Annotated in this window: 15 protein-coding genes; 7 read left to right on the top strand and 8 right to left on the bottom strand. The window is 44.8% G+C overall.

What is annotated here, in order from left to right; all coding sequences use genetic code 11:
* From ATB76_RS19360 to hemL, 4 genes are all read right to left on the bottom strand, one after another.
* A complete protein-coding gene (locus ATB76_RS19360) occupies positions 1-3,387 on the bottom strand; it encodes a response regulator (protein WP_042603154.1) in 3,387 nt (1,128 codons plus the stop codon).
* 228 nt (positions 3,388-3,615) lie between these two features.
* Positions 3,616-4,641, bottom strand: a complete 1,026-nt coding sequence (gene rsmC, locus ATB76_RS19355; RefSeq protein ID WP_061035965.1) for a 16S rRNA (guanine(1207)-N(2))-methyltransferase RsmC — start codon at positions 4,639-4,641, stop codon at positions 3,616-3,618.
* A 76-nt stretch (positions 4,642-4,717) separates the two neighbouring features.
* A complete protein-coding gene (locus ATB76_RS19350; protein ID WP_038865847.1) occupies positions 4,718-5,803 on the bottom strand; it encodes an AI-2E family transporter in 1,086 nt (361 codons plus the stop codon).
* A gap of 359 nt (positions 5,804-6,162) precedes the next feature.
* Positions 6,163-7,458 (bottom strand): glutamate-1-semialdehyde 2,1-aminomutase, encoded by a 1,296-nt coding sequence (gene hemL / locus ATB76_RS19345; RefSeq protein ID WP_061035964.1) that lies wholly within the window; start codon positions 7,456-7,458, stop codon positions 6,163-6,165.
* Positions 7,459-7,704: 246 nt separating this feature from the next.
* On the opposite strand from hemL, the gene erpA reads away from it, so the two are divergent.
* The 3 genes from erpA (at position 7,705) to ATB76_RS19330 (ending at position 12,420) form a co-directional block, all read left to right on the top strand.
* On the top strand, positions 7,705-8,046 hold the full coding sequence (gene erpA / locus ATB76_RS19340; RefSeq protein WP_005439421.1) for an iron-sulfur cluster insertion protein ErpA: 342 nt from the start codon (positions 7,705-7,707) through the stop codon (positions 8,044-8,046).
* 114 nt (positions 8,047-8,160) lie between these two features.
* On the top strand, positions 8,161-9,276 hold the full coding sequence (locus ATB76_RS19335) for an efflux RND transporter periplasmic adaptor subunit (protein ID WP_061035963.1): 1,116 nt from the start codon (positions 8,161-8,163) through the stop codon (positions 9,274-9,276).
* 9 nt (positions 9,277-9,285) lie between these two features.
* Complete coding sequence (locus ATB76_RS19330) at positions 9,286-12,420, top strand: efflux RND transporter permease subunit (RefSeq protein ID WP_061035962.1); 3,135 nt, start codon at positions 9,286-9,288, stop codon at positions 12,418-12,420.
* 42 nt (positions 12,421-12,462) lie between these two features.
* Here ATB76_RS19330 and ATB76_RS19325 read toward each other — a convergent pair whose 3' ends face one another.
* The gene (locus ATB76_RS19325; RefSeq protein ID WP_042603158.1) at positions 12,463-13,752 is read right to left on the bottom strand and encodes a peptidoglycan DD-metalloendopeptidase family protein; all 1,290 of its coding nucleotides are present in this window, start codon (positions 13,750-13,752) and stop codon (positions 12,463-12,465) included.
* 130 nt (positions 13,753-13,882) lie between these two features.
* Between ATB76_RS19325 and tyrS the strand changes: the two genes are divergently transcribed.
* Positions 13,883-15,070 carry a tyrosine--tRNA ligase gene (gene tyrS, locus ATB76_RS19320; protein WP_038865855.1) on the top strand — a complete coding sequence of 396 codons (1,188 nt, stop codon included), beginning with the start codon at positions 13,883-13,885 and terminating at the stop codon, positions 15,068-15,070.
* Positions 15,071-15,491: 421 nt separating this feature from the next.
* Positions 15,492-16,337: a magnesium transporter gene (locus ATB76_RS19315; RefSeq protein ID WP_039976195.1), complete on the top strand. Its 846-nt coding sequence runs from the start codon at positions 15,492-15,494 to the stop codon at positions 16,335-16,337.
* Here ATB76_RS19315 and dacB read toward each other — a convergent pair.
* Positions 16,316-17,740 carry a serine-type D-Ala-D-Ala carboxypeptidase gene (gene dacB / locus ATB76_RS19310; protein WP_038865861.1) on the bottom strand — a complete coding sequence of 475 codons (1,425 nt, stop codon included), beginning with the start codon at positions 17,738-17,740 and terminating at the stop codon, positions 16,316-16,318. The two genes, ATB76_RS19315 and dacB, sit on opposite strands and share 22 nt — an antisense overlap.
* Positions 17,741-17,857: 117 nt before the next feature.
* Positions 17,858-18,862: a porin gene (locus ATB76_RS19305; RefSeq protein ID WP_038865862.1), complete on the bottom strand. Its 1,005-nt coding sequence runs from the start codon at positions 18,860-18,862 to the stop codon at positions 17,858-17,860.
* Positions 18,863-19,397: 535 nt separating this feature from the next.
* Here ATB76_RS19305 and greA point away from each other — a divergent pair.
* On the top strand, positions 19,398-19,871 hold the full coding sequence (gene greA / locus ATB76_RS19300) for a transcription elongation factor GreA (protein ID WP_038865864.1): 474 nt from the start codon (positions 19,398-19,400) through the stop codon (positions 19,869-19,871).
* A 79-nt stretch (positions 19,872-19,950) separates the two neighbouring features.
* On the opposite strand, the gene yhbY is transcribed toward greA, so the two are convergent.
* The gene (gene yhbY, locus ATB76_RS19295) at positions 19,951-20,247 is read right to left on the bottom strand and encodes a ribosome assembly RNA-binding protein YhbY (protein ID WP_005380066.1); all 297 of its coding nucleotides are present in this window, start codon (positions 20,245-20,247) and stop codon (positions 19,951-19,953) included.
* 138 nt (positions 20,248-20,385) lie between these two features.
* Between yhbY and rlmE the strand changes: the two genes are divergently transcribed.
* A complete protein-coding gene (gene rlmE / locus ATB76_RS19290; protein WP_038865866.1) occupies positions 20,386-21,015 on the top strand; it encodes a 23S rRNA (uridine(2552)-2'-O)-methyltransferase RlmE in 630 nt (209 codons plus the stop codon).
* Positions 21,016-21,048: the final 33 nt, after the last annotated feature.

The raw sequence follows: 21,048 nt of genomic DNA, 5'->3' as shown, positions 1-21,048 counted from the left end.
TTAGCTCGTGAGGAGCCTTTGCAGTTTGTCCCGCTGTGCTTCGATGTAAGCACGTTCTGGGCTTTGTTCTTTACAGTGCTCAAGAATAAACTCTATCGAGTTTAAAACGGTTCTCCAGCGTGGTGTTTTTGGCAAAGTTTCGATGCGCATGTATTTATCAAGTGTTCGAGTCTGTAATGTACTGCGGTCTAGGTAAACACGCCAAAAGCCGCTTTGCTCAGCGAAAGCAAACTTGGTTTCTCCTGTAACGGACTCCCAGTATTCTAAAGCATGTGTCATCGCATCAACCAGTACTTCACGCATCAACTCTTGTTTATCTTTCTTATTGCCTAATGCTTTGTCGGCAAGACGAGTAAACTCTCCGCCCAACTCTTTCAGTTTTTGTAGTTGATCTTTGTCTCCATCGAACGCATAGCATGAAAGAACTTCTACTGCCGTTTCCAGATTATGAATACGTGCTGCGTTTGCTCCACCACCAACGTTAAAGATGTACATAACGTCTAAACCAGAGCCTTCTGGCAGTTTGAGAATGTCTGCTTCAATGTTTTGACGAATATCTTCGATGTAGATATCAATCTTGCCACAGTAGTGTGGTTGCTTGACGGTTAAGAATTTTGGCGCAATGAGTTCATCAGCTGATGAGCGTTTTAACTGTTCTAGGCTGCGTTTGAAGAGTTTACAAGCCGCCTCGTTGGCAAAGCGAATTCGTTGGTCTTCTCGCAAACAGATGATGGCCTCTGGAGCAGATTCAAGTTGCTCTAACAAACGTCCTTGTGTTTCAAGTAAACTGGCTTCGACTTCTGCGCGTTGACGCAGCTCAGATTCAAGCAACTTGTTTTCCATGTGACGCATTTCGGCTTTGCTTGCTGTCAAATGCGCTTGGATTCGAGCGGCTAGTTCTTGTTTATTAAATGGTTTGGACAAGTAATCATTTGCACCAGCCTCGAAGCCTCTTACACGATCTTCTGTCTGGCTTAATGCCGTTAACATGATGATCGGCAGTTCTGCGTGGTCGTAAGTGTTACGTAACTCGCTACATACCTGGTAGCCACTCATGCCTGGCATCATGATATCCAATAGCAACAGCTCTGGTTTCTCTTGTTCAATTAACGCTAGCGTATCAGGGCCATCTGAAATCGTACGCACTCGATAGCCTTCCAATCGTAAGAAGCTCTCTAAAACGCGTAAGTTTACTGGTTCATCATCTGCGACGTAGAGTAGTGGACCATCCGGGTTTTCTGGCAGAGATAAGTCGTCGGTGTTTTCCAAATTTGCTTCAGGGATTTGGAAGTGACCACGAGCCGCCAGAGTTTGTGTTGCTTTTATTTCCTCTTCTGTTGCAAGAGGTAAAGTGAAGCTAAAGGTTGTTCCTACCATTGGTTGACTACTGACATACAGTGAGCCGCCCATCAACTCGATAAGCTGACGGCTAATGGATAGGCCGAGTCCTGCACCCTGACGGTAACGACTTGCATCTTGGCCCGCCTGAATGAGCGGTTCAAAGATGTGCTCCAAATGTTCCGCTGGGATACCTTGGCCAGTATCAACGACTTGGACGCGCACCTGATCGTCCACCACATTTGCGGAGATGACAATTTTACCTTCTGAGGTGTACTTAATTGCGTTACCAATCAAATTGTAAAGCACTTGCTCTATACGTTGTGGATCGGCAGAGACCGCTTTTAAATCCGCAGGGACTTGGTTAATGATGCGGATTGTTTTGTTACCTAACAGGTGGCCAGAGAGTTCCAGTACCAAACGTGTTGCACTTGCTAAGCTTACCGCTGATTTTTGGATATCCATGCTGCCATAGCGCATCTTATGATAATCCAATAAATCATCAACGAGATTTGCCAAGCGCTGACCACTCTTAATAATGATGTCTAGCTGGTATTTTTGGCTCGCAGGAATCGCACCGTTTGCGCCAGATACCAATGTCTCTGCAATCCCCACCATGCCGTGTAGCGGTGTCCGCAATTCGTGAGACGTAGTTGCTAGGAATTCATCTTTGAGTTTGTCTGCTAATTGCAACTCCTCGTTTTGCTTTTGAATCAACTTAATGTTGCTCTCAAGCTCTTCGTTTTGTTGTTTAATCGTTTGAATCTTTTCTCGAATTGAGCGCTGCATACGTTCAAAGCTGATCGCAAGACGCCCGATCTCATCTTTTCGCTGAGTATTAAAGGTCGTCTCATCTAAGTCACCAGCAGACACTTTCTCTGCTGCCCAAGTAAGCTTGAGTAGCGGCGAAGTGATGAAATTAGATAGGTAATGTGAAGCGATAACGACTAATACAATTGCAATCAACATCGCAATCACAAACAGTTTCTCAAGCTGATGGACACGGGCAAACGCTTCTTTTTCAGGAAGCTGCACGACTAGCGCCCAAGTTAGACCTCGAGTTTCAATGGGTGCAAACGCCGCGATCATCTCTTCACCTAAGCGGTTGCTGTAAGTGCCTACTTCGGTTTCGCCCGCGAGTGCTTTGTCGATAATTTCTAGGCTGTTTTGGATGTTGTCTTGCTTGGTGTTAATTGTGCGAGGTTTGTGATCACTGCCAACCAACAAAGTCTCAATAGAAGAATCGCGGTTAATTTCTGCAATTAGCTTTGTAATGCCATTGTTTGGTAGTCGGAACATGGCATAGCTGTGCAGGTAACCTTGCTGAACAATCGGCGCACCTAGCCAGGCGACTTGCTTACCGTTTTCGATCTCAAAGTCAGAAAACACAACAGGTGTGTAATCTTCATTGACTTTACGACGCGCATTAACGTCCTCCGACAGACGTTTGAATGTTCGGCCCAAGGCGCTGTCTTTATAGCTGCCAGTCAGTAAGTTTGTGCCGTAATTGTCATCTTTATTGATCGAATAAGTCACGTTACCGTCAATGTCGACCAACAAGATGTCGTTGAAGTCAGAGCGCTTTAACAGTTCTAGGTACGCCCAGTGGTAGCGTTTATGTAATAGGCGATAACGCTCACTACCAACATAGTTAGAGGACTCTGGCAAAATTGAAGTTTTTATCTGGTCGCCACTGCCTTGGATATAACGTTGCTGTGCGTTCTCTCTCGCTTCGTCAATATCATGCCCTAGGCGACTGAATGCATTGACTAAACCATAGAATCGACCACCACTAGCATACGCCAATTCTGAGCGAACAAAGCCCATGACCTCAGTTTCTTGAGCCGCAAAGTAGTCGATGATCTGTTGTTGCTTCGTGTCACGCACAGAAAGTAGGTGTGAGGTACTTTGTTCTTGAAGATCTTTACTGTGTGACTGCAGGAAGAAAATCGCAGTGATCGTCAAAGGCGTGATACTAAGAACCAAAAACGCGGTCATTAGCGTGCTTTGCAGGCGCTTAAATTTCTGCTTTTTGTAGAATTTAAACATGAATAAGATTACAACTCATAAAAGGGCAGCGACCAAATTACTAGGGCTTGCCAAGGTTCTCGTTAAAAACGGATAAGAAGTTAGATTCGATAGAATTAACAAAATTAACGAGTTTTTTTTCTTTGACAAGAAAGTTGATTGCAAAGCGTGGGGAGTGACGCAGTTTTTCGAAGAGTTGAATGAAATTTAAGTAAGAAATGCGCAGGATTTCACCTGCGCAAAGAGAAGCTAAGGCTTTTTAGCGTAGTAAATCGAGAACTTATTAGTCTTATTTAGCGTCTCGCAATTATTGAATGTTTGCTCAATAATTGGAGGGTATTTCAAGAAGCTGTTTGCAACGATGATCATTTCACCACCTCGTGTCATGTAGTGTGGTGCTTGTCCAAGTAAGGTTTCGGCAGCGTTATAGTTGGTGTCTAAACCACTATGGAATGGTGGGTTACTAATGATAAAACGGTAGTCTTTAGCCGTGTCTGAGTAGATATCTGAGGCAAAAACACGACCTGATAACCCGTTCGCTTCGAGTGTTGCTTGGCTTGAAGTGATGGCATACGCGTTGATGTCACACATTTCAATCGCAATTTCTGGATTGGCTTTCGCCATAAATGCGCCTAAAACACCTGCACCACAACCGAAGTCGAGCACTTTACCTGACAGGTTTGGCAACGTTTCTAAAAGTAATTGGCTACCCAAGTCAAATTCACCATGGCTGAATACACCTGGAAGGCTTTTTACTTCAACGGATTGTTCTCCAAGAGTAATGGTATAAGATTTAAACCATTCTGCTTGATCAAACGGCTTTGGCTCGCTCAAGCATGTTCCCCAGTAAAATGAACAACGACGAGCCGTGTCGTACTTCTTCACAGGACCATAGCCTTTAAACATCTTCTCAATGCTTTTCACGCCGGAGCGATTTTCGCCGACGACTACGATCTCAGTGTTGATGCCTAGCTTCGCCATTAACATAGCGAGTAGGTACTCCGCCTCTGGCTTTGCCTTTGGCCAGTACAGTAACACCATGTCTGCCTGCGTATCGGCATCAAACTCTGAACCAAAATGGCTTTTGATTTTTTCAGAAGTACTGATTTGACGGTAATAGCTGTAGTTTGAAGTGAATACTTCAACTGACTCACAGTGATCCACCAGTTCCAGTGGAAATAAGTCTTCTACTTCACCAGCAACTAAAACGTGTTTTCCGTTAAAATACTCGAGTTGACGCTGAGCTATTTGGCTTGGAGCGATATAAGCAGACATAAATTTGGTTCATCAGAAATAATTAGGGCCAGATTTTCGCATAATCTGGCCCAAGCTTGAAGTGAATAAGCGGTTGTTAGCTATTGTCTTGTTGGTTGAGGAAGTCTTTAAACTCTTCTTCGTAGATATTGAATAGAACCATAGTCACGGCAAAGATCAGTGGACCGTAAATAAGGCCAATTAAACCAAATAGATGCAGACCACCCAGCAGCGAGAAGAAGATCATTAGCGTGTTCATACCTGCGCTGCCTTGCATTAGCAATGGACGTAATAGGTTATCGATCGAACCAACGACAACGATACTCCACACCGTCAAGAAGATTGCCCAAGTGGTGTCACCAGTCAGGAACAAGTAGGCTGCTGCTGGAATCCAGATCAGTGCGGTACCGACCACTGGAATGAAAGAGGCGAAGCCCATCATGGTGCCCCAGAATAAGCCCGGAAAACCAGCAAGCCACATACCGATACCGCCAGCGAAACCTTGCGCTATTGCGGTTAAGAACGAGCCCATAACTGCAGATTTCGATACTTGCTCAATTTCGGTCAGTATTTTGTCTTCTTGGCTACGAGAGAGCGGCAGAATATGGCGCATCGCCGAGATGATCTTGTCGTGGTCACGCAGTAGGAAGAACAAAACGAACAACATTAGGAAGAAATCCATTAGGAAGTTCGTTGCATCACCGAGGATTTTTGCGCTAATAGCTACAAGGTTTGAACCAAATGATGTGGCGAATTGACCAATCTTCTCTGCGATAGCTTGAGGTTCTATTTTATCGAAAGGTAAGTACTCATTAACCAGTGCTAAACCTTTGACTACCCAAGGGTGTTGGAAGATATCTTGGATTCCACCATTGGTCACCCACTTATAGGTGTTTTGAGAAAAGACGGAACCTTGCTGAACGATAGCAGCAAAGACAAACAACAATGGAATCACAATAATAAAGGTTAGAACCACACAAGAGAGTAGCGAGACCAAGTTTTTATGGTTAGGCATTTTGCTCTCAAACCACTCATGTATTGGGAACATAAGTAGCGAGATGATAAAGGCCATTACGATTGAGTTTACATAGGGCTCAACCAATAAATAGCAGGCAAAAGCAGCGGCGAGTAGTGCAACAACTAACACTCGGTGACTCGACGTGATTTTTACATTGTTCGGCATGGGATTAATCCAACTTACGGATGATGTTACGGCTAGCGCTTTATACCACAGCGTCAAACCTTTATTACTTTGCACCGACGATTCTTTCAAGCTTATGACATAGCCGAATTGGGAAGGTGCAACGGACCTTGTTATAATGACCACAAATCAGGCAGTTATCAATCAAGAGATAGAAAAATGGGTTGTTGTAACGGTGACAAGAAGTGTCAGAGTGAAAAGAAAACTAAGCGTATTCCGTGGTTTGGTATCGTTCTTGGCGTGTTAGCTATCTTAGTGATTTTTAACTGGCAAGCGTAATGCAGGCAATAAAAAAGGACCGTGAAGGTCCTTTTTAGTATTGATGTTCTGGGGAGAAAAGCTTACTTCGCTTCTTCTGCCAGAATTGCAAAACAGCGATCTGCCGCTTCTAATGTTGCATCGATCTCTTTTGAGCCGTGTGCAAGAGAAGTGAAGCTTGCTTCGAATGCCGATGGCGCTAGGTATACGCCGTGTTTTAGCATTAGGTGGAAGAAACGTTTGAAGCGCTCAACATCGCACTTAGTCACGTCTTTGTAGCACGTTACGGTTTCTTGGTCAGTGAAGAAGAAGCCAAACATACCGCCCACTTGGTTTACTACCAATGGCACGCCGTGTTTGTCGGCAAGTTCTTTGAAGCCTTGTGCAAGTTGCTTAGTTTTTGCTGCTAGGCGCTTTTCGTTCCCTTCTTCTTTTAGAAGGTTCAAACATGCAAAGCCTGCTGCCATTGCAACTGGGTTACCAGAAAGCGTGCCTGCTTGGTAAACAGGGCCTGTTGGCGCTACGTATTGCATGACTTCTTTACGACCACCAAAAGCGCCCACTGGCATACCACCACCGATAACCTTACCTAGTGTCGTTAGGTCTGGTTTGATGTTGTAGTGTGCTTGTGCGCCACCAAGAGCAACACGGAAACCTGTCATTACTTCATCAAATATCAGTAGTGCACCTTCTTGGTCACAGATTTCGCGTAGACCTTCATGGAAGCCTTCTACTGGTGGAATACAGTTCATGTTGCCCGCAACTGGCTCAACGATGATACAAGCGATTTCGCCTTTGTTTGCAGCGAACAGTTCACGTACTGAATCTAGATCGTTGAATGTTGCCGTTAACGTATGCTTAGCAAAATCTGCAGGAACGCCAGGAGAGCTTGGTTGGCCTAGAGTTAGTGCGCCAGAGCCCGCTTTTACTAGCAAGCTGTCAGCGTGGCCGTGGTAACAACCTTCAAATTTCATGATCTTGTCACGGCCAGTGAAGCCACGAGCAAGACGGATAGCACTCATGGTTGCTTCTGTGCCAGAGCTCACCATGCGGATTTGTTCCATTGATGGCACGAGCTCAGATACAAGCTCAGCCATCGCGATTTCCATCTCAGTTGGCGCACCAAAACTTAGACCGCGTTGTGCTGCATCGATAACTGCTTGACGGATAACTGCGTGGTTATGACCTAGAATCATAGGACCCCAAGAGCCAACGTAATCAATGTACGCTTTACCATCGGCATCAAAAATCAGGGCACCGTCTGCTCGTTCGATAAATAGCGGAGAACCGCCAACGCCGTTGAATGCACGAACTGGTGAGTTCACACCGCCAGGAATGGTTTGCTGAGCCTTTTGATATAGCTCTGATGATTTGGTCATGGGGTTATCCTCTTTTGATTGCTCGGACCAAGTGGAGCGCATTGTACCTAGCTAATTTCAAGTTAGAAACGTTTTGGGTAATTTATGTGTAGTCTGGCGTTGTAATCTTACATATCAGCATCGGATATAAAGAATCGACGGTGAATACTTGAACGAGTTGGTCAGGTATTGGATAATCGCTCTAATTAGCACAAATTTGACGTCTTGCTTCAGGCTTGACGCATTACACGAGTGAGAGAGGTCTTCGTGAGCGAAGTAAACGTACCATTGTCTTTTTCTGATGCCGCGGCATCTCGCGTTCAAACGTTGATTGCGGAAGAAGAAAACCCAGCGCTGAAATTACGCGTATACATTACTGGTGGCGGCTGTAGTGGTTTCCAATACGGTTTCACATTTGATGAGAACGTAAATGAAGGCGACACAACAATCGTAAACAGCGGTGTAACACTGGTTGTAGACCCAATGAGCCTGCAATACCTAATCGGTGGCGTGGTTGATTACACAGAAGGTTTAGAAGGAGCTCGCTTCTTCGTCAATAACCCAAATGCGACGACAACTTGTGGTTGTGGTGCATCATTCAGTGTTTAATTAACACGACAACAGGCAGCCAATTGGCTGCCTGAGTTTTACGTAGCAGGAAGTCACGTAAACGCACTCCCAGTTCCAAAGAGAGCTGCGAGCTAAAAATAAAAAGGACTTTGTATGTCTGGATCTTCTTTTGGACGTCGTATTGTAGAGCGTCCATGGCTAGTCTCTCTAACGCTTGTGATCGCTTTAGCTGCTTGGCTCGCAATGGGTCAACTTAAAGCACAAGACGAAACGGCTTCTCTTTCAAACTCTCAATCTGAAGACACACCTGTTGCTAAGGTGATGTTCAACTCTTTTACCGCCCAACCAACCAGCAAAACCATTGAACTGTACGGTCGCACTGCACCAAATCGACAAGCTCGCCTAGGGGCTGAAGTCGCAGGTAAGATCATCAGTTTGAATGTGCAAAAAGGGCAAAGCGTGAAACAAGGGCAGGTGATTGCCAATATTGATGAACGTGACCTCGATATTCAGCTCAAACGCGCTAAAGCGATGCTGCGTGTTAAAGAAAAAGAGTTTAAAGCCGCAGAGTCTCTGAAAAATCGAGGCTTACAGGGTGAAGTTGCGTTTGCCACAGCACAAGCTGCCTTGGTTGATGCTCGAGCAAGCCTAAGTAACGTTGAAACTGCACTCAAAAACACCAAAGTAAGAGCGCCTTTCGATGGCATTCTTGACCATAGATTCGTTGAAGTTGGTGATTTTGTTGGTGTTGGCGATCCGATCGCCACCGTTATTGACCTTGAAAAGTTAGTCATCGAGGCGGATGTGAGCGAGCGTCACATTCAGTATTTAAAAGAAGGCCAAGTCGCTGACGTTCGCACGATCAACAACCTTCACCACCAAGGCTCAATTCGTTATATCGGACGTGTGTCTTCGACTTCAACTAATACGTTCCCCATTGAGATCGAAATTGATAACCGTGAGAGTGTAATGCCGGCGGGGATCAGTGCCGAAGTCGTGTTGTCTTTGAGTGAAGTGTTGGCCGTAAAAGTGACCGCAGCGATGCTCGCGCTCGATGAAGAAGGCAACCTTGGCATCAAGACACTGAGTGATCAGCATGTCCACTTTGTTCCTATTCAACTTGTGAAAGCCGAAAAAGATGGCGTTTGGCTGTCTGGATTGGGCGACCAAGTTGATATCATTGTGCTCGGACAAGGTTTTGCGCGTGATGGTGATTTAGTGATGGCGACCAAGGTGGATGACGCCATCGAAGCCGCGAATCAGCAGTAAGGAGGCAATATGTTTGCTTTGATTGATGCTGCGTTATCGCGTGCACGTACCATGCTCACCTTGTTGGTGATGATTTTGATTGCAGGTGTGATCACCTACATCACGATCCCCAAAGAGTCGAGTCCCGACATCACTATCCCAATCATTTATGTTTCTGTTGGGCATCAGGGGATTTCACCAACAGATGCTGAACGCTTATTGGTACGCCCAATAGAGCAAGAGTTGCGTTCGATTGAAGGCGTAAAAGAAATGACCGCTGTGGCTTCAGAAGGTCATGCCTCTGTGACGTTAGAGTTCAGTGTAGGCGTCGATCTTGCTGAAGCAATGGCCGATGTGCGTGATGCTGTCGATCTAGCTAAGCCGAAGTTGCCAGAAGACAGCGATGAACCGACCGTAAATGAAGTCACATTTGCCTCTGAAGAACCAGTACTTACGGTTGTGCTTTACGGGACTGTACCAGAACGTACAACCGTACAAATTGCCCGTGTACTTCGCGATAAATTAGAAAGCTATCGTCAGGTGCTAGAAGTCGATATTGCGGGAGATCGGGAGGACATTGTAGAGATCGTCGTCGATCCATTGCTGATGGAAAGCTACGGTTTGGATCAAGCGGATATCTACAACTTGATCGCGTTAAACAACCGTGTCGTAGCAGCAGGTTTTGTCGATACGGGATATGGTCGTTTCTCAGTTAAAGTCCCTTCTGTTTTTGATTCTTTAAAAGACGTCTTAGAGTTGCCAATTAAAGTTAATGGCAAAGAGGTGATTACCTTTGGAGATGTGGCGACGGTGCGTAGGGCGTTTCGTGATCCTGAGAGTTTTGCTCGCTTAGATGGTAATCCTGCTGTTGTTCTCAACGTCAAAAAGCGCGCGGGTGAAAACATCATTGAGACAGTTGAGTTAGTCAAACAAGTAATGCTCGAGGCACAAAAGCGTTCAGAGTGGCCGAATAACCTACAAGTCAAATACACGTGGGATCAGTCTGATGACGTCAAACTGATGCTCAACGATCTGCAAAACAACATTCTCTCGGCAATCATTCTTGTGGTGATTGTTATCATTGCAATTCTTGGGGTTCGAACGGCGTTGCTTGTTGGGATCTCTATTCCGGGTTCTTTCCTGACGGGGTTATTAGTTCTGTCGGTATTTGGCTTAACGGTCAACATTGTTGTGTTGTTTGCTCTCATCATGGCAGTCGGCATGCTCGTTGATGGGGCTATTGTCGTGACAGAGTTTGCCGATAGGCGGATGCAAGAGGGTATACCACGTAAAGAAGCCTATCGTGATGCTGCAAAACGTATGGCATGGCCGATTACAGCCTCTACGGCCACCACTCTCGCCGCATTTGCTCCATTACTCTTTTGGCCAGATATTACTGGCGAGTTCATGAAGTATTTACCATTAACCTTAATTGCAACCTTGACTGCTTCTCTTGTAATGGCGTTGTTATTTGTGCCAGTTATAGGCGGAATCATCGGTAAGCCTCAAGCTGTTAACCAGAAAAGCCAGCAAGAGATGGTTGACTTGCACAACGGAGAGTTTGAGAAAGCGACGGGCATTACAAAGCTTTACTATCGTACGTTGTCGATTGCGATTAAGCACCCACTTAAAGTGTTACTCAGTGCGATATTGCTTGCGGGTGGAGTCGGTTTTACTTACAGCAAAGCTGGCTTAGGTGCGGAGTTTTTTCCAGAGGTAGATCCTGCTTTCTTTACCGTCAAGGTGCGTTCTTACGGTGATTTATCGATCAACGAAAAAGACGTCGTGATGAAAGAGATCGAAAAAGTCATGCTAGGACACGATGAGTTTGAGAGTGTCTATACGCGTACCGGAACGGATTCAAATGATGGTGATGAGATTGGTCAGATTCAGATTACGCCTGTCGATTGGCAATATCGTCGCAAAGTGAAAGACATCATTGAAGAGCTCAAACAGACTACTAATCAATTCTCAGGCGTAGAGTTGGAGTACAAATTCCCCGATGCTGGTCCGCCAGTAGAGCATGATCTCGTCATTGAAATGTCGGCACAAAACTCAAGCATTGATCAGTTAGACAGTGCGGCCAAAATGGTTCGTTACTGGGCTGATCGCAATCCCGCTTTAACTAACTTGAGTGACACCACTAATAAAGAGGGGATTGATTGGCAGATTGATATCCGCAGAGACGATGCTTCTCGTTTTGCTGCTGATGCGACTTTGGTTGGTAATACTGTCCAGTTTGTGACTAACGGTTTGAAGATTGGTGATTATCTGCCCGATGATGCCGATGAAGAAGTCGATATCTTAGTGCGTTATCCGCAAGATAAGCGGGATATCGGGCGCTTTGATCAATTACGCGTAAAAACGGCGGCTGGCTTAGTGCCGATCACGAACTTTGCGCAGATTAAGCCGGACCATAAGCAAGATACGATTCGACGTGTTGATGGTCGACGCGTAGTGAACATCAAAGCAGACATGGTTGAAGGTTATAACCTTGCTCTTGAATTACCAAAGATAGCTGCAGAAGTAGAGCAGCTGCGCTTGCCTGCTGGTATTGAGTTTAAAATTCGCGGTCAAAACGAGGAGCAAGAAAACTCTTCTGCGTTTTTACAAAGTGCCTTTATGGTTGCACTTGGCGTTATGGCGTTGATTTTGATTACCCAGTTCAACAGCTTTTACCAAGCCTTTTTGATCCTTAGTGCCGTCCTGTTTTCTACGGTTGGAGTATTTGCCGGTTTGCTTATCTTCCAAAAACCGTTCGGTATTATCATGTCAGGTATTGGTGTTATTGCGTTAGCGGGTATTGTCGTCAACAACAACATCGTCTTGATCGATACCTACAACCAAATGCGTAAACGTGGTCTAGAAAAGTCGGACGCGATATTACGGACTGGGGTTCAGCGCTTGCGCCCTGTCTTGCTTACCACAGTGACGACCATATTAGGTTTGTTGCCAATGGTGTTAGAAATGAACATCGATTTGGTGAATCAAAAAGTTGAATTTGGCGCACCAAGTACCCAGTGGTGGTCACAATTAGCAACCGCAGTTGCTGGTGGCTTGGCATTTGCGACCGTGCTGACTTTGGTTTTAACGCCTTGCCTGCTAATGCTTGGACGTGAGCATAATATTGATGATTCTCAAACAGAAACAAAAGAGGCAGCCTAGGCTGCCTCTTGGTGATTCAATTTTTACTCGCATCACTCAACATTATTTCATTGCGAGTAACTTACTGTAACGGTCAAGCTTCGCCATGCTGATTTTCGCGTTAGCCATAAAGGTTTGCTTTGCTTTCCCCGTCAAAGATTTCGATTGCGGCAATTTTACCGTCCTTGCGTTCTTGTGTACGCCGTTTACTAAGAACTCATAATGCAGGTGAGGTCCGGTTACTCGTCCAGTACCACCTAGAGTACCAATCGTTTGTCCTTGTTTAACACGTTGACCTGTCTTCACCATACGTTTGGTTAAGTGTAAGTACTTAGTCACATAGGTATTGCTGTGTTTAATGAAGACGTAGTTACCATTGAATTTGTTGTAAGCCGACTTAAGCACTACGCCGTTGCCCGCAGCCCAAATTGGAGTACCAACTGGTGCTGCATAGTCTGTACCACGGTGAGGGCGAACTTTCCCGGTTACTGGGTGAAGGCGACGAGGGTTGAAGTTTGAGGTTACACGGCGGAAATCCAGAGGCGCACGTAAGAAGGCCTTTTTCATTGCTCGACCATTTTCGTCGAAGTACTTACCACTCTTCTCATCTAAAATCGCGGTGAAGGTGTCACCTTGGTTTTTAAAGACTGCGGCGATGATCTTACCACGTCCAATGACTTCGCCCTCGACGACCTCTTCTTGATAAAGTACTCGGAAGGTGTCGTTTTTACGAATATCCAGCGCAAAGTCGATATCCCAACCAAAGATTCCCGCCAGCTCCATGATTTGATTTGCATTCAATCCCGATGAAATACCAGCATTCCAGAAGTTAGATTTAATCGTCGCTTCGGCGTAGTTGTATTGATAGTCGACTTCTTTTTTGTCGACTTCAGAGACGTATTTACTTCCCTGCAACTTGATACGGAAAGTTTCAAAAGCATTCAATGTACGTTTTAGCTGTATAAAATCGTTATTTTCATCAAAGCCAAATTGCAATCGGTCTCCGGGACGAAGCCGAGTAAGCTGCGCTTTGATCTCTTTATCTGAAGTGATGAGTTCGTGAAGAAGACGAGGGGAGAGCCCTACACGATTAAACAGGACGGCAGCGCTTTCGCCATTTTTGACTTTGTAGGTTTCCCAACGCAAAACAGAAGGAAGATTAGAAGAGGCGCTGCGCTCGGGAGATTCTACAGAAATTGGTACCGAATAGTGCTCACCAACTTTGAGTCGGCTTTGCTGCGGGTCGAGGTCTTGCGGATCAGGCAAAAAGAATAGTGCAAAGATGATGAGGGCACTAAAAAAGCCGATCAATACTTTGTGCAAGAGTGGGAGTCTGACAAAAATCGAATGCATAAGGTACTTGATTGCTAAATTAAACGTAAAAATTGACAACTACCTAGTCTAACGTGTTTCAAAATGCATCGCTATTCAAGTAAGATGTTCAGCTATTATATTTTTGCCAAATCTGTGGGAGTGAACAAGAATGGCGAGCATTGAAGCTGCATTAGCCGAGATTAAGCGCGGTGTTGAAGAGCTGATTCCAGAAGAAGAGCTGATCGCGAAACTAAAAGAAGGCCGTCCTCTACGTATTAAACTCGGTGCCGATCCAACAGCACCTGACATCCACCTAGGCCATACGGTTATTTTCAATAAGCTTCGCTTGTTCCAAGAGCTAGGTCATGAAGTGACGTTCCTAATCGGTGACTTCACTGCAATGGTTGGCGACCCAACAGGTAAGAACACAACGCGTCCTCCACTTAGCCGTGAAGACGTATTGCGCAATGCAGAGACATACAAAGAGCAAGTATTTAAGATTCTTGACCCGGCTAAGACTAAGATTCAGTTCAACTCTGAGTGGCTATCTGAGCTTGGTGCCGAGGGTATGATTCGTCTAGCGGCAAACCAAACGGTTGCACGTATGCTAGAACGTGACGATTTTAAAAAGCGTTACGCAGGTGGTCAGCCAATCGCTATTCATGAGTTTATGTACCCACTACTGCAAGGTTGGGACTCAGTAGCAATGGAAACAGACGTTGAGCTTGGTGGTACTGACCAGAAGTTCAACCTACTAATGGGTCGTGAACTGCAAAAATCTCACGGTCAAAAACCACAAGTGGTATTAATGATGCCACTGCTTGTTGGTCTAGACGGTGAGAAGAAGATGTCTAAATCTTCTGGTAACTACATTGGTATTAGCGAAGCGCCAAGCGAAATGTTTGGTAAGATCATGTCTATCTCTGACGATCTAATGTGGAGCTACTACGAGCTACTGTCTTTCCGTCCATTGGAAGAAATTGCACAGTTCAAAGCTGACGTGGAAGCAGGTAAGAACCCTCGTGATATTAAAGTACTGTTAGCGAAAGAAATCATTGCTCGTTTCCATAGTGAAGCGGATGCTGATGCGGCAGAGCAAGAATTCGTGAACCGTTTTGCTAAGAACCAAATTCCAGATGAAATGCCTGAGTTTGATTTTGAAGCGGGCACACCAGTAGCAAACCTACTGAAAGAAGCTGGTCTATGTGCTTCAACTTCTGAAGCAATGCGCATGGTTAAACAAGGCGCAGCTAAGATTGAAGGCGAGAAAGTTGCTGATGCGAAGTTTGCGCCAGAATCTGGAACTTACGTATTCCAAGTTGGCAAACGCAAATTTGCACGTATTACTATTAAGTAATCAATAACTGCCCAAAATGAAAGCGCCTAATAGGCGCTTTTTTTGTATTAAAATTTAGTGAAATCGTGTGACATTGACTGTAAAAACAGATGAACTTTGTTACTATACGCGCGCTGCAAAATGAGCAGCTTTATCGGAGATTTACATGAACAATACCGACCATCCTCCCAGTTGCTGGGTGAGTAAGATTAAGGGAGCGAAATAACCCGCTTCGGTATTGGCGATCTCCGCCTTACCTGAGTGGTAAGGCATCTTTTCTATTTTTCCTTCTTGTTATTTCCTTCAACTAATTCTGAACAGACAGTGCAATTGCATTGATGTCTTCACGCATCTTGATTTTGTTATATAGAAAGCAAGTGCGCGAACAACCTTTTGCGTGCGTTGTCGATGGTCGTTACCAATGCCAATCGGGAGATTCGCCATGACGGTAATGAACAACACTTTTATTGAAACAACACCAAACTTCTCAGAGGTTGAAATTGGTGCCGCTCGTAATGCATTTCTGCAATATGAGCAGGAGCAACAGCTACACTTATTGACCGTAATGCCTATCGACGAAGCCGTCGGTATTTTACAGCACTGCTCGGTTGGTTATGTGAACAGCCTAATTGCTCAACTAGAACAAGCAGGGTATGACAAACGAGCGAGACATTATGCGCACCAGCTAGGGCTGCATATGTCAGAGGTTGATACACCGGACGGTTATTTATCGACGAGTGTTATCGAGCATGTGAAGCAGCGTATTGGCTGGATCATTGCCCTTGCATTACTTGGTATTGTCTCTGGACTTATCATCGCTCAATACGAGGACACACTAAGCCAATTGGTTTTGCTGGCTGTATACATGCCTGTGATTGCTGCTGCTGGTGGTAATACAGGAACGCAGGCGGCTACGTTAGTTATCCGAGCTCTTGCAACTGGGGAGCTTAAGAAGCGTCAATGGCTTGCAGTGCTTTGGAAAGAAAGCCGCGTCGCTTTATGTATCGCGTTTACGATTTCTATCGTGATGATTGGCAGAATTATGCTGTTTAGCGGTAATCAATCAACGGGCGGTTTTGAGCTTGAAACCATCGCATTTGCTATTGCAGTCGCTCTGTTTATTCAGGTGACTATTTCGACGACATTAGGTGGGCTACTGCCTATTATTGCTCGAGCATTTAAACTGGACCCTGCCGTTTTGGTGAGCCCAGTTTTAGCATCAATTGTTGATATCTCAGGTATGTGGATTTACTTTACCGTTGTTAACTACTTCTTAGGTATTGCCTGACTGAAGCTGATAATGTCTTGATAGAAGAGTTTTTCAAAACGCGTAATAGGGGCGACGACAGGTTTGTTATCGTCCCTTTTTTCTGGGAAATAATCCGATACAAACTGAACAAACACAGTGTTTGGTTTACCATTCTTATCTAACCCATACCCTGCCATATTGTAAGTCCCGTATAACGAGCCACTCTTTGCTATCAACTGCCCTTTGATCGGTGCCTTACGCATACTTTTTCGGTACTGCAAAGTCCCAGATTCACCTGACTTTGGCATAATGGCGATTAGGTTGAGTTCCTTCTCATGCTGCCAAATGTAACGCAGGATTGCCGCCATAGAGGTCGCTGAGATTCGGTTGTTACGTGATAAGCCAGAGCCATCTTCTAGTCTTGCATTACGGATATCGACCCCAGTATTGGCAAAAATAATTTGCTTGATCGCTTCTGTACCATTGGCGAAGCTTCCCGCCTGGACAAAAAACTTCGCGCCCAATGTTTTGGTCAGTGTATCGGCAATAAGGTTATCAGAGCGTTTAAGCATTTGATCCAACAATTGAGGTAAAGGCTTCGATTTATGTATCGCGAGCAATTTACGCTGCTTTTCTGGAGGCGTGCCGATACGGATATTGCCTTTCAAGCTGATTCCAACTTGTTTAAGCAACTTCTCTAATTTTTTGCTGGTGTAACTTTCTGGGTCTTGTACGGCAAATTTAAGAGGTAACGGTTTGTCCCCTCGGTCAACGAGGCAGCCGTTAAGTTCATAATGGTTGTCGGGCTTAGCAATTAGGTCTAAATCGCAATGACGGCTCTTTTGGACGCTTCTAGACACGGTTTTTACACTAGTGCTGACATTAATTGGTTGATGTTCAGGAACATAAACCCGTGTTGAACCGTTTTTCTTGGTGTAGATGGAAGCTTGAACACAGTTGTCATTTAGAGTGATCGCCGATGCTGGCGCACTATAACAAACCCCTAGAATGTCCCACGGCCAACCGACCGCACGGTTGTATCCAGTAAAGGCACTATTATCGAGCCATAGGTCGCCTTTGATTTGCGTTAAACCGTTTTTCTTTGCGCGAGTCAGTAGATTTTTGAGATCGCCAGTCAACAACGTTGGATCACCAGAAAAATGAATGACGGCGTCCGAGCTAGAGCTTTCTAGGGTAGTGCGAAAAGCAAAGTTGTTTCCCAGTTCAAGTTTCGCAGCCAAAGCGGTGACGACTTTTAGCGTGCTAGCTGGCGGGAAATATTGGTCGGTTGGATTAATACCGGTTAGCTCACTTTGGTCGTTGAGTTTTTCAGCAATCAAGCTGACACGGGAGCCTTCTGGCAAAACCTCTTGATGAGGATAAGCCATAGATGTGAGTGGGGCGAGACTAGAAAAAAGTAATAAAGACCAAGGTAAGCGCATAGTGAAAGTTCGTGAGGTTAGTTATGCAATTGAGTATATACCGAAAAATTGCAGAATTCTGGATATAAAAAATGCCCGCATAGTGCGAGCATTTTATCTTCAAGTCTTAAGACTGAATTAGAAGTCGTAACGTAGGCCTAGAGCTAGCTCGTCTTCTGCGTCAGCTTTAGTCGCTTTGTGGTTAGCGAATTCAGTTGAACCCATTTTATCGCCAGCATCAATTAGGTTGAAGTTGTACGATACGTAACCACGGAAGTTAGGCTTGAAGTAGTAAGACGCGTCGATAGCGAAGTTGTTCGCTGAAGTATCGCCGTTTGTCTCTGCGTTGTTGTACGTAGAAGTGAACACAGTTTGACCTAGAGTGTAAGCACCCGCTAGTTCGTAACCTGTGTAGTCTACAGTGTTTTTGAAGTCAGCTTCTTTTTCGCCGTCAGTGAATACACCAGCGAAGTATAGATCGCTCATAGTGTAAGAAGCAGCAAGCATGTATTCGTTAGCGTCAGCTTGATCTGCGTAACCAGCACCTAGGTCAAGACCAGTGTCACCTAGAGTGTAGATTGCAGATAGAGAGTAGCCATCTTCGCCGTTGTCTTTGTATGCGCCGTTTTCTTCTACACGGTCAGCAAAACGGTAGCTAGCTTTAACTGCTAGGTTTTCGAATTGGCCTTTGTAAGAGAACATGTTGTCTGAACGGTCAGCAGCAGCTAGTTTGTCAGCAGCTGTGTTACCAGCGTAAGCCATGATATCTGTGAAGTCAGTGATAACGCCTAGCGCACCGTCGTTCTTACCGTAAGTAACTTCACCGAAAGCACCGCCTAGACCAGCGTATGCGTAACGAGTGTCTAGATTGCTGTTGCCGTCTACGCCGCCTTCTTCAGCTGTAGTGAACTCACCTTCCCAGAAACCAACACCGTATAAGTTGTCGTTGATTGCTTGAGTACCAAGGAAGTTTAGACGGATGCGAGAGTTATCCGCTACGTCGCCATCTTTCATAGATAGACGTGCTTCAGCACGGCCGCCCATTTCTAGAGAAGTGCCGTCTTGGTTGTAAAGTTCAGCTGCGTTAACGCCAGTTGCCATAGCTGCTGCAGATACAGAAAGAGCAATTAGAGTCTTTTTCATCTTATTTGTCCTAGTTAGCTGTCCATAATCATTGTTTTATGGGGGAGAGGTTATCTCTCACAAGCTGTTGTTGTGCGTATAGTTTCACTCGTGAGAATCGCCCACATTCGAAAAAGCTATGACGTAACAGCTTGCCGGACATGTTTTACTGCTAAAGTTTCCTTATGAGTTAGTAAAATGATATAAATCCAACTAATGAACAGTGTTCAATTGTCTGGATTTTTAGTGTAAGTTGTTGTATTTAAACGGTTAGGTTGAGGCTAACATTGGTCTGACATTGATTTGTTTTTATCTTTTTTGATGTTTTTAGTGTAATGAACAGTGTTGTTTTCCAATAAACTGCGATGATGGTTAAATCTAAAAACAATTCATGACGAGGTATTTCTTTCGCTGTCACGCTGTGAAATCGAATTAGGGTGATTTCATATCGGAGTTTGTTTAAACTAACTGAAACAAATCTTCGAACGCACTACCTAGCCATTTGGTTGGGTGGGCTTTTTTTGTCCAAAGACACCTTTGGCCTTGAGGTTATATAATGGAAAAAGTTCCAATGACAATGCGTGGCGAACAATTGCTACGCACAGAACTCGATCGTCTACTAAAGCTTCGCCCACAGATTTCAGAAGCAATCGCAGAAGCACGCGAACTTGGTGACTTGAAGGAAAATGCAGAATACCACGCGGCTCGAGAAGAGCAGGGTATCTGTGAAGCACAAATCCGTGACATCGAATACAAACTGTCTGTGGCTCAGGTTATCGACGTAACCAAGATGGACAACACAGGCAAAGTGATTTTTGGTTCAACAGTGACTTTGATCGATTGCGATACAGAAGAAGAAAAAACTTACCAAATTGTTGGTGATGACGAAGCTGATATTAAATCGGGTCGAATCTCTGTTAGTTCTCCAATTGCTCGTGGTTTGATTGGTAAGATGGAAGGCGACGAAGTCGTTATTCAAACCCCAGGTGGTGCGAAAGACTTCGAAATCGATAGCGTAGAATACGTGTAATCACTCGATATGTCTTATCGTTAGATGCAAAAAAGGTCGCCATTGGCGACCTTTTCTTCTTCCATAGGGTAAGTTGAGATTACTTACGAGGAATTTCGATTTTACGCTCTTCAGATTGGCGGTATAGCACAAGTACTTTACCAATAGTCTGAACTTTTTCAGCGCCCGTCTCACGTACGATAGCGTCGATGATTAGCTGTTTTGTCTCACGGTCTTCTGATGCAACTTTCACTTTGATCAGTTCGTGATGGTTTAGAGCGATTTCAATTTCTGCTAGCACGGCTTCTGTAAGTCCATTTGCGCCCATTAGCACAACAGGTTTTAAACTGTGAGCCAGGCCTTTAAGGTGCTGCTTTTGTTTGGTGCTTAGGTTCATTACGCGGCCAATTTTCTTTAAAATAAGGGTTGAAAAAAGCTATTTTAACGCCATCTATTGCTGAAGACTATAATTTATTGAGCAATAGGTTGAGCCTATTAGAACAATAGCTCCTATTTACGCCTTGTTGGGATTAAAATGAGTAAACAAAAACATTCGGCTAGTTCTGGTCGTTGGTTGAAAGAACACTTTGATGATAAATACGCTAACGAAGCTCGTAAAAAAGGCTATCGTTCTCGTGCTTACTTCAAAATTGATGAGATCCAAACGAAAGATAAATTGTTGAAACCTGGTATGACTGTCGTCGATTTAGGCGCGGCTCCGGGGGGCTGGTCTCAATATGCTGCTAAGATATTAGGTGACGAAGGACAAATCATTGCGTGTGACTTATTACCAATGGATCCAATCGCTGGTGTAAGCTTCTTACAAGGTGACTTTCGTGACGATGTGGTATTAGAAGCGTTGTTGGAAAGAATCCAACCTTCGATGGTAGACGTAGTAATGTCTGATATGGCGCCTAATATTGCAGGCAACAACTCAGTAGATCAGCCGCGAGCTATGTATTTAGTTGAATTGGCTTTAGATATGTGTCGACAAGTTCTAGCACCTAATGGTAGCTTTGTCGTAAAGGTTTTCCAGGGTGAAGGCTTCGACGAGTACGTTAAAGAAGTCCGAAACATGTTTAAAGCCGTAAAAATCAGAAAACCAGACTCATCGCGAGCTCGCTCACGAGAAGTCTTCGTTGTAGCCACTGGTTACAAAGGTTAACTATTTCGCTCGTTTAGAGCATGGTTAACACTA

The organism is Vibrio sp. MOR3, from assembly GCF_001557775.1.
In the GTDB taxonomy this organism is placed as follows: Bacteria; Pseudomonadota; Gammaproteobacteria; order Enterobacterales; family Vibrionaceae; genus Vibrio; species Vibrio jasicida.
This window is presented reverse-complemented; position numbering and strand designations above follow the sequence as displayed.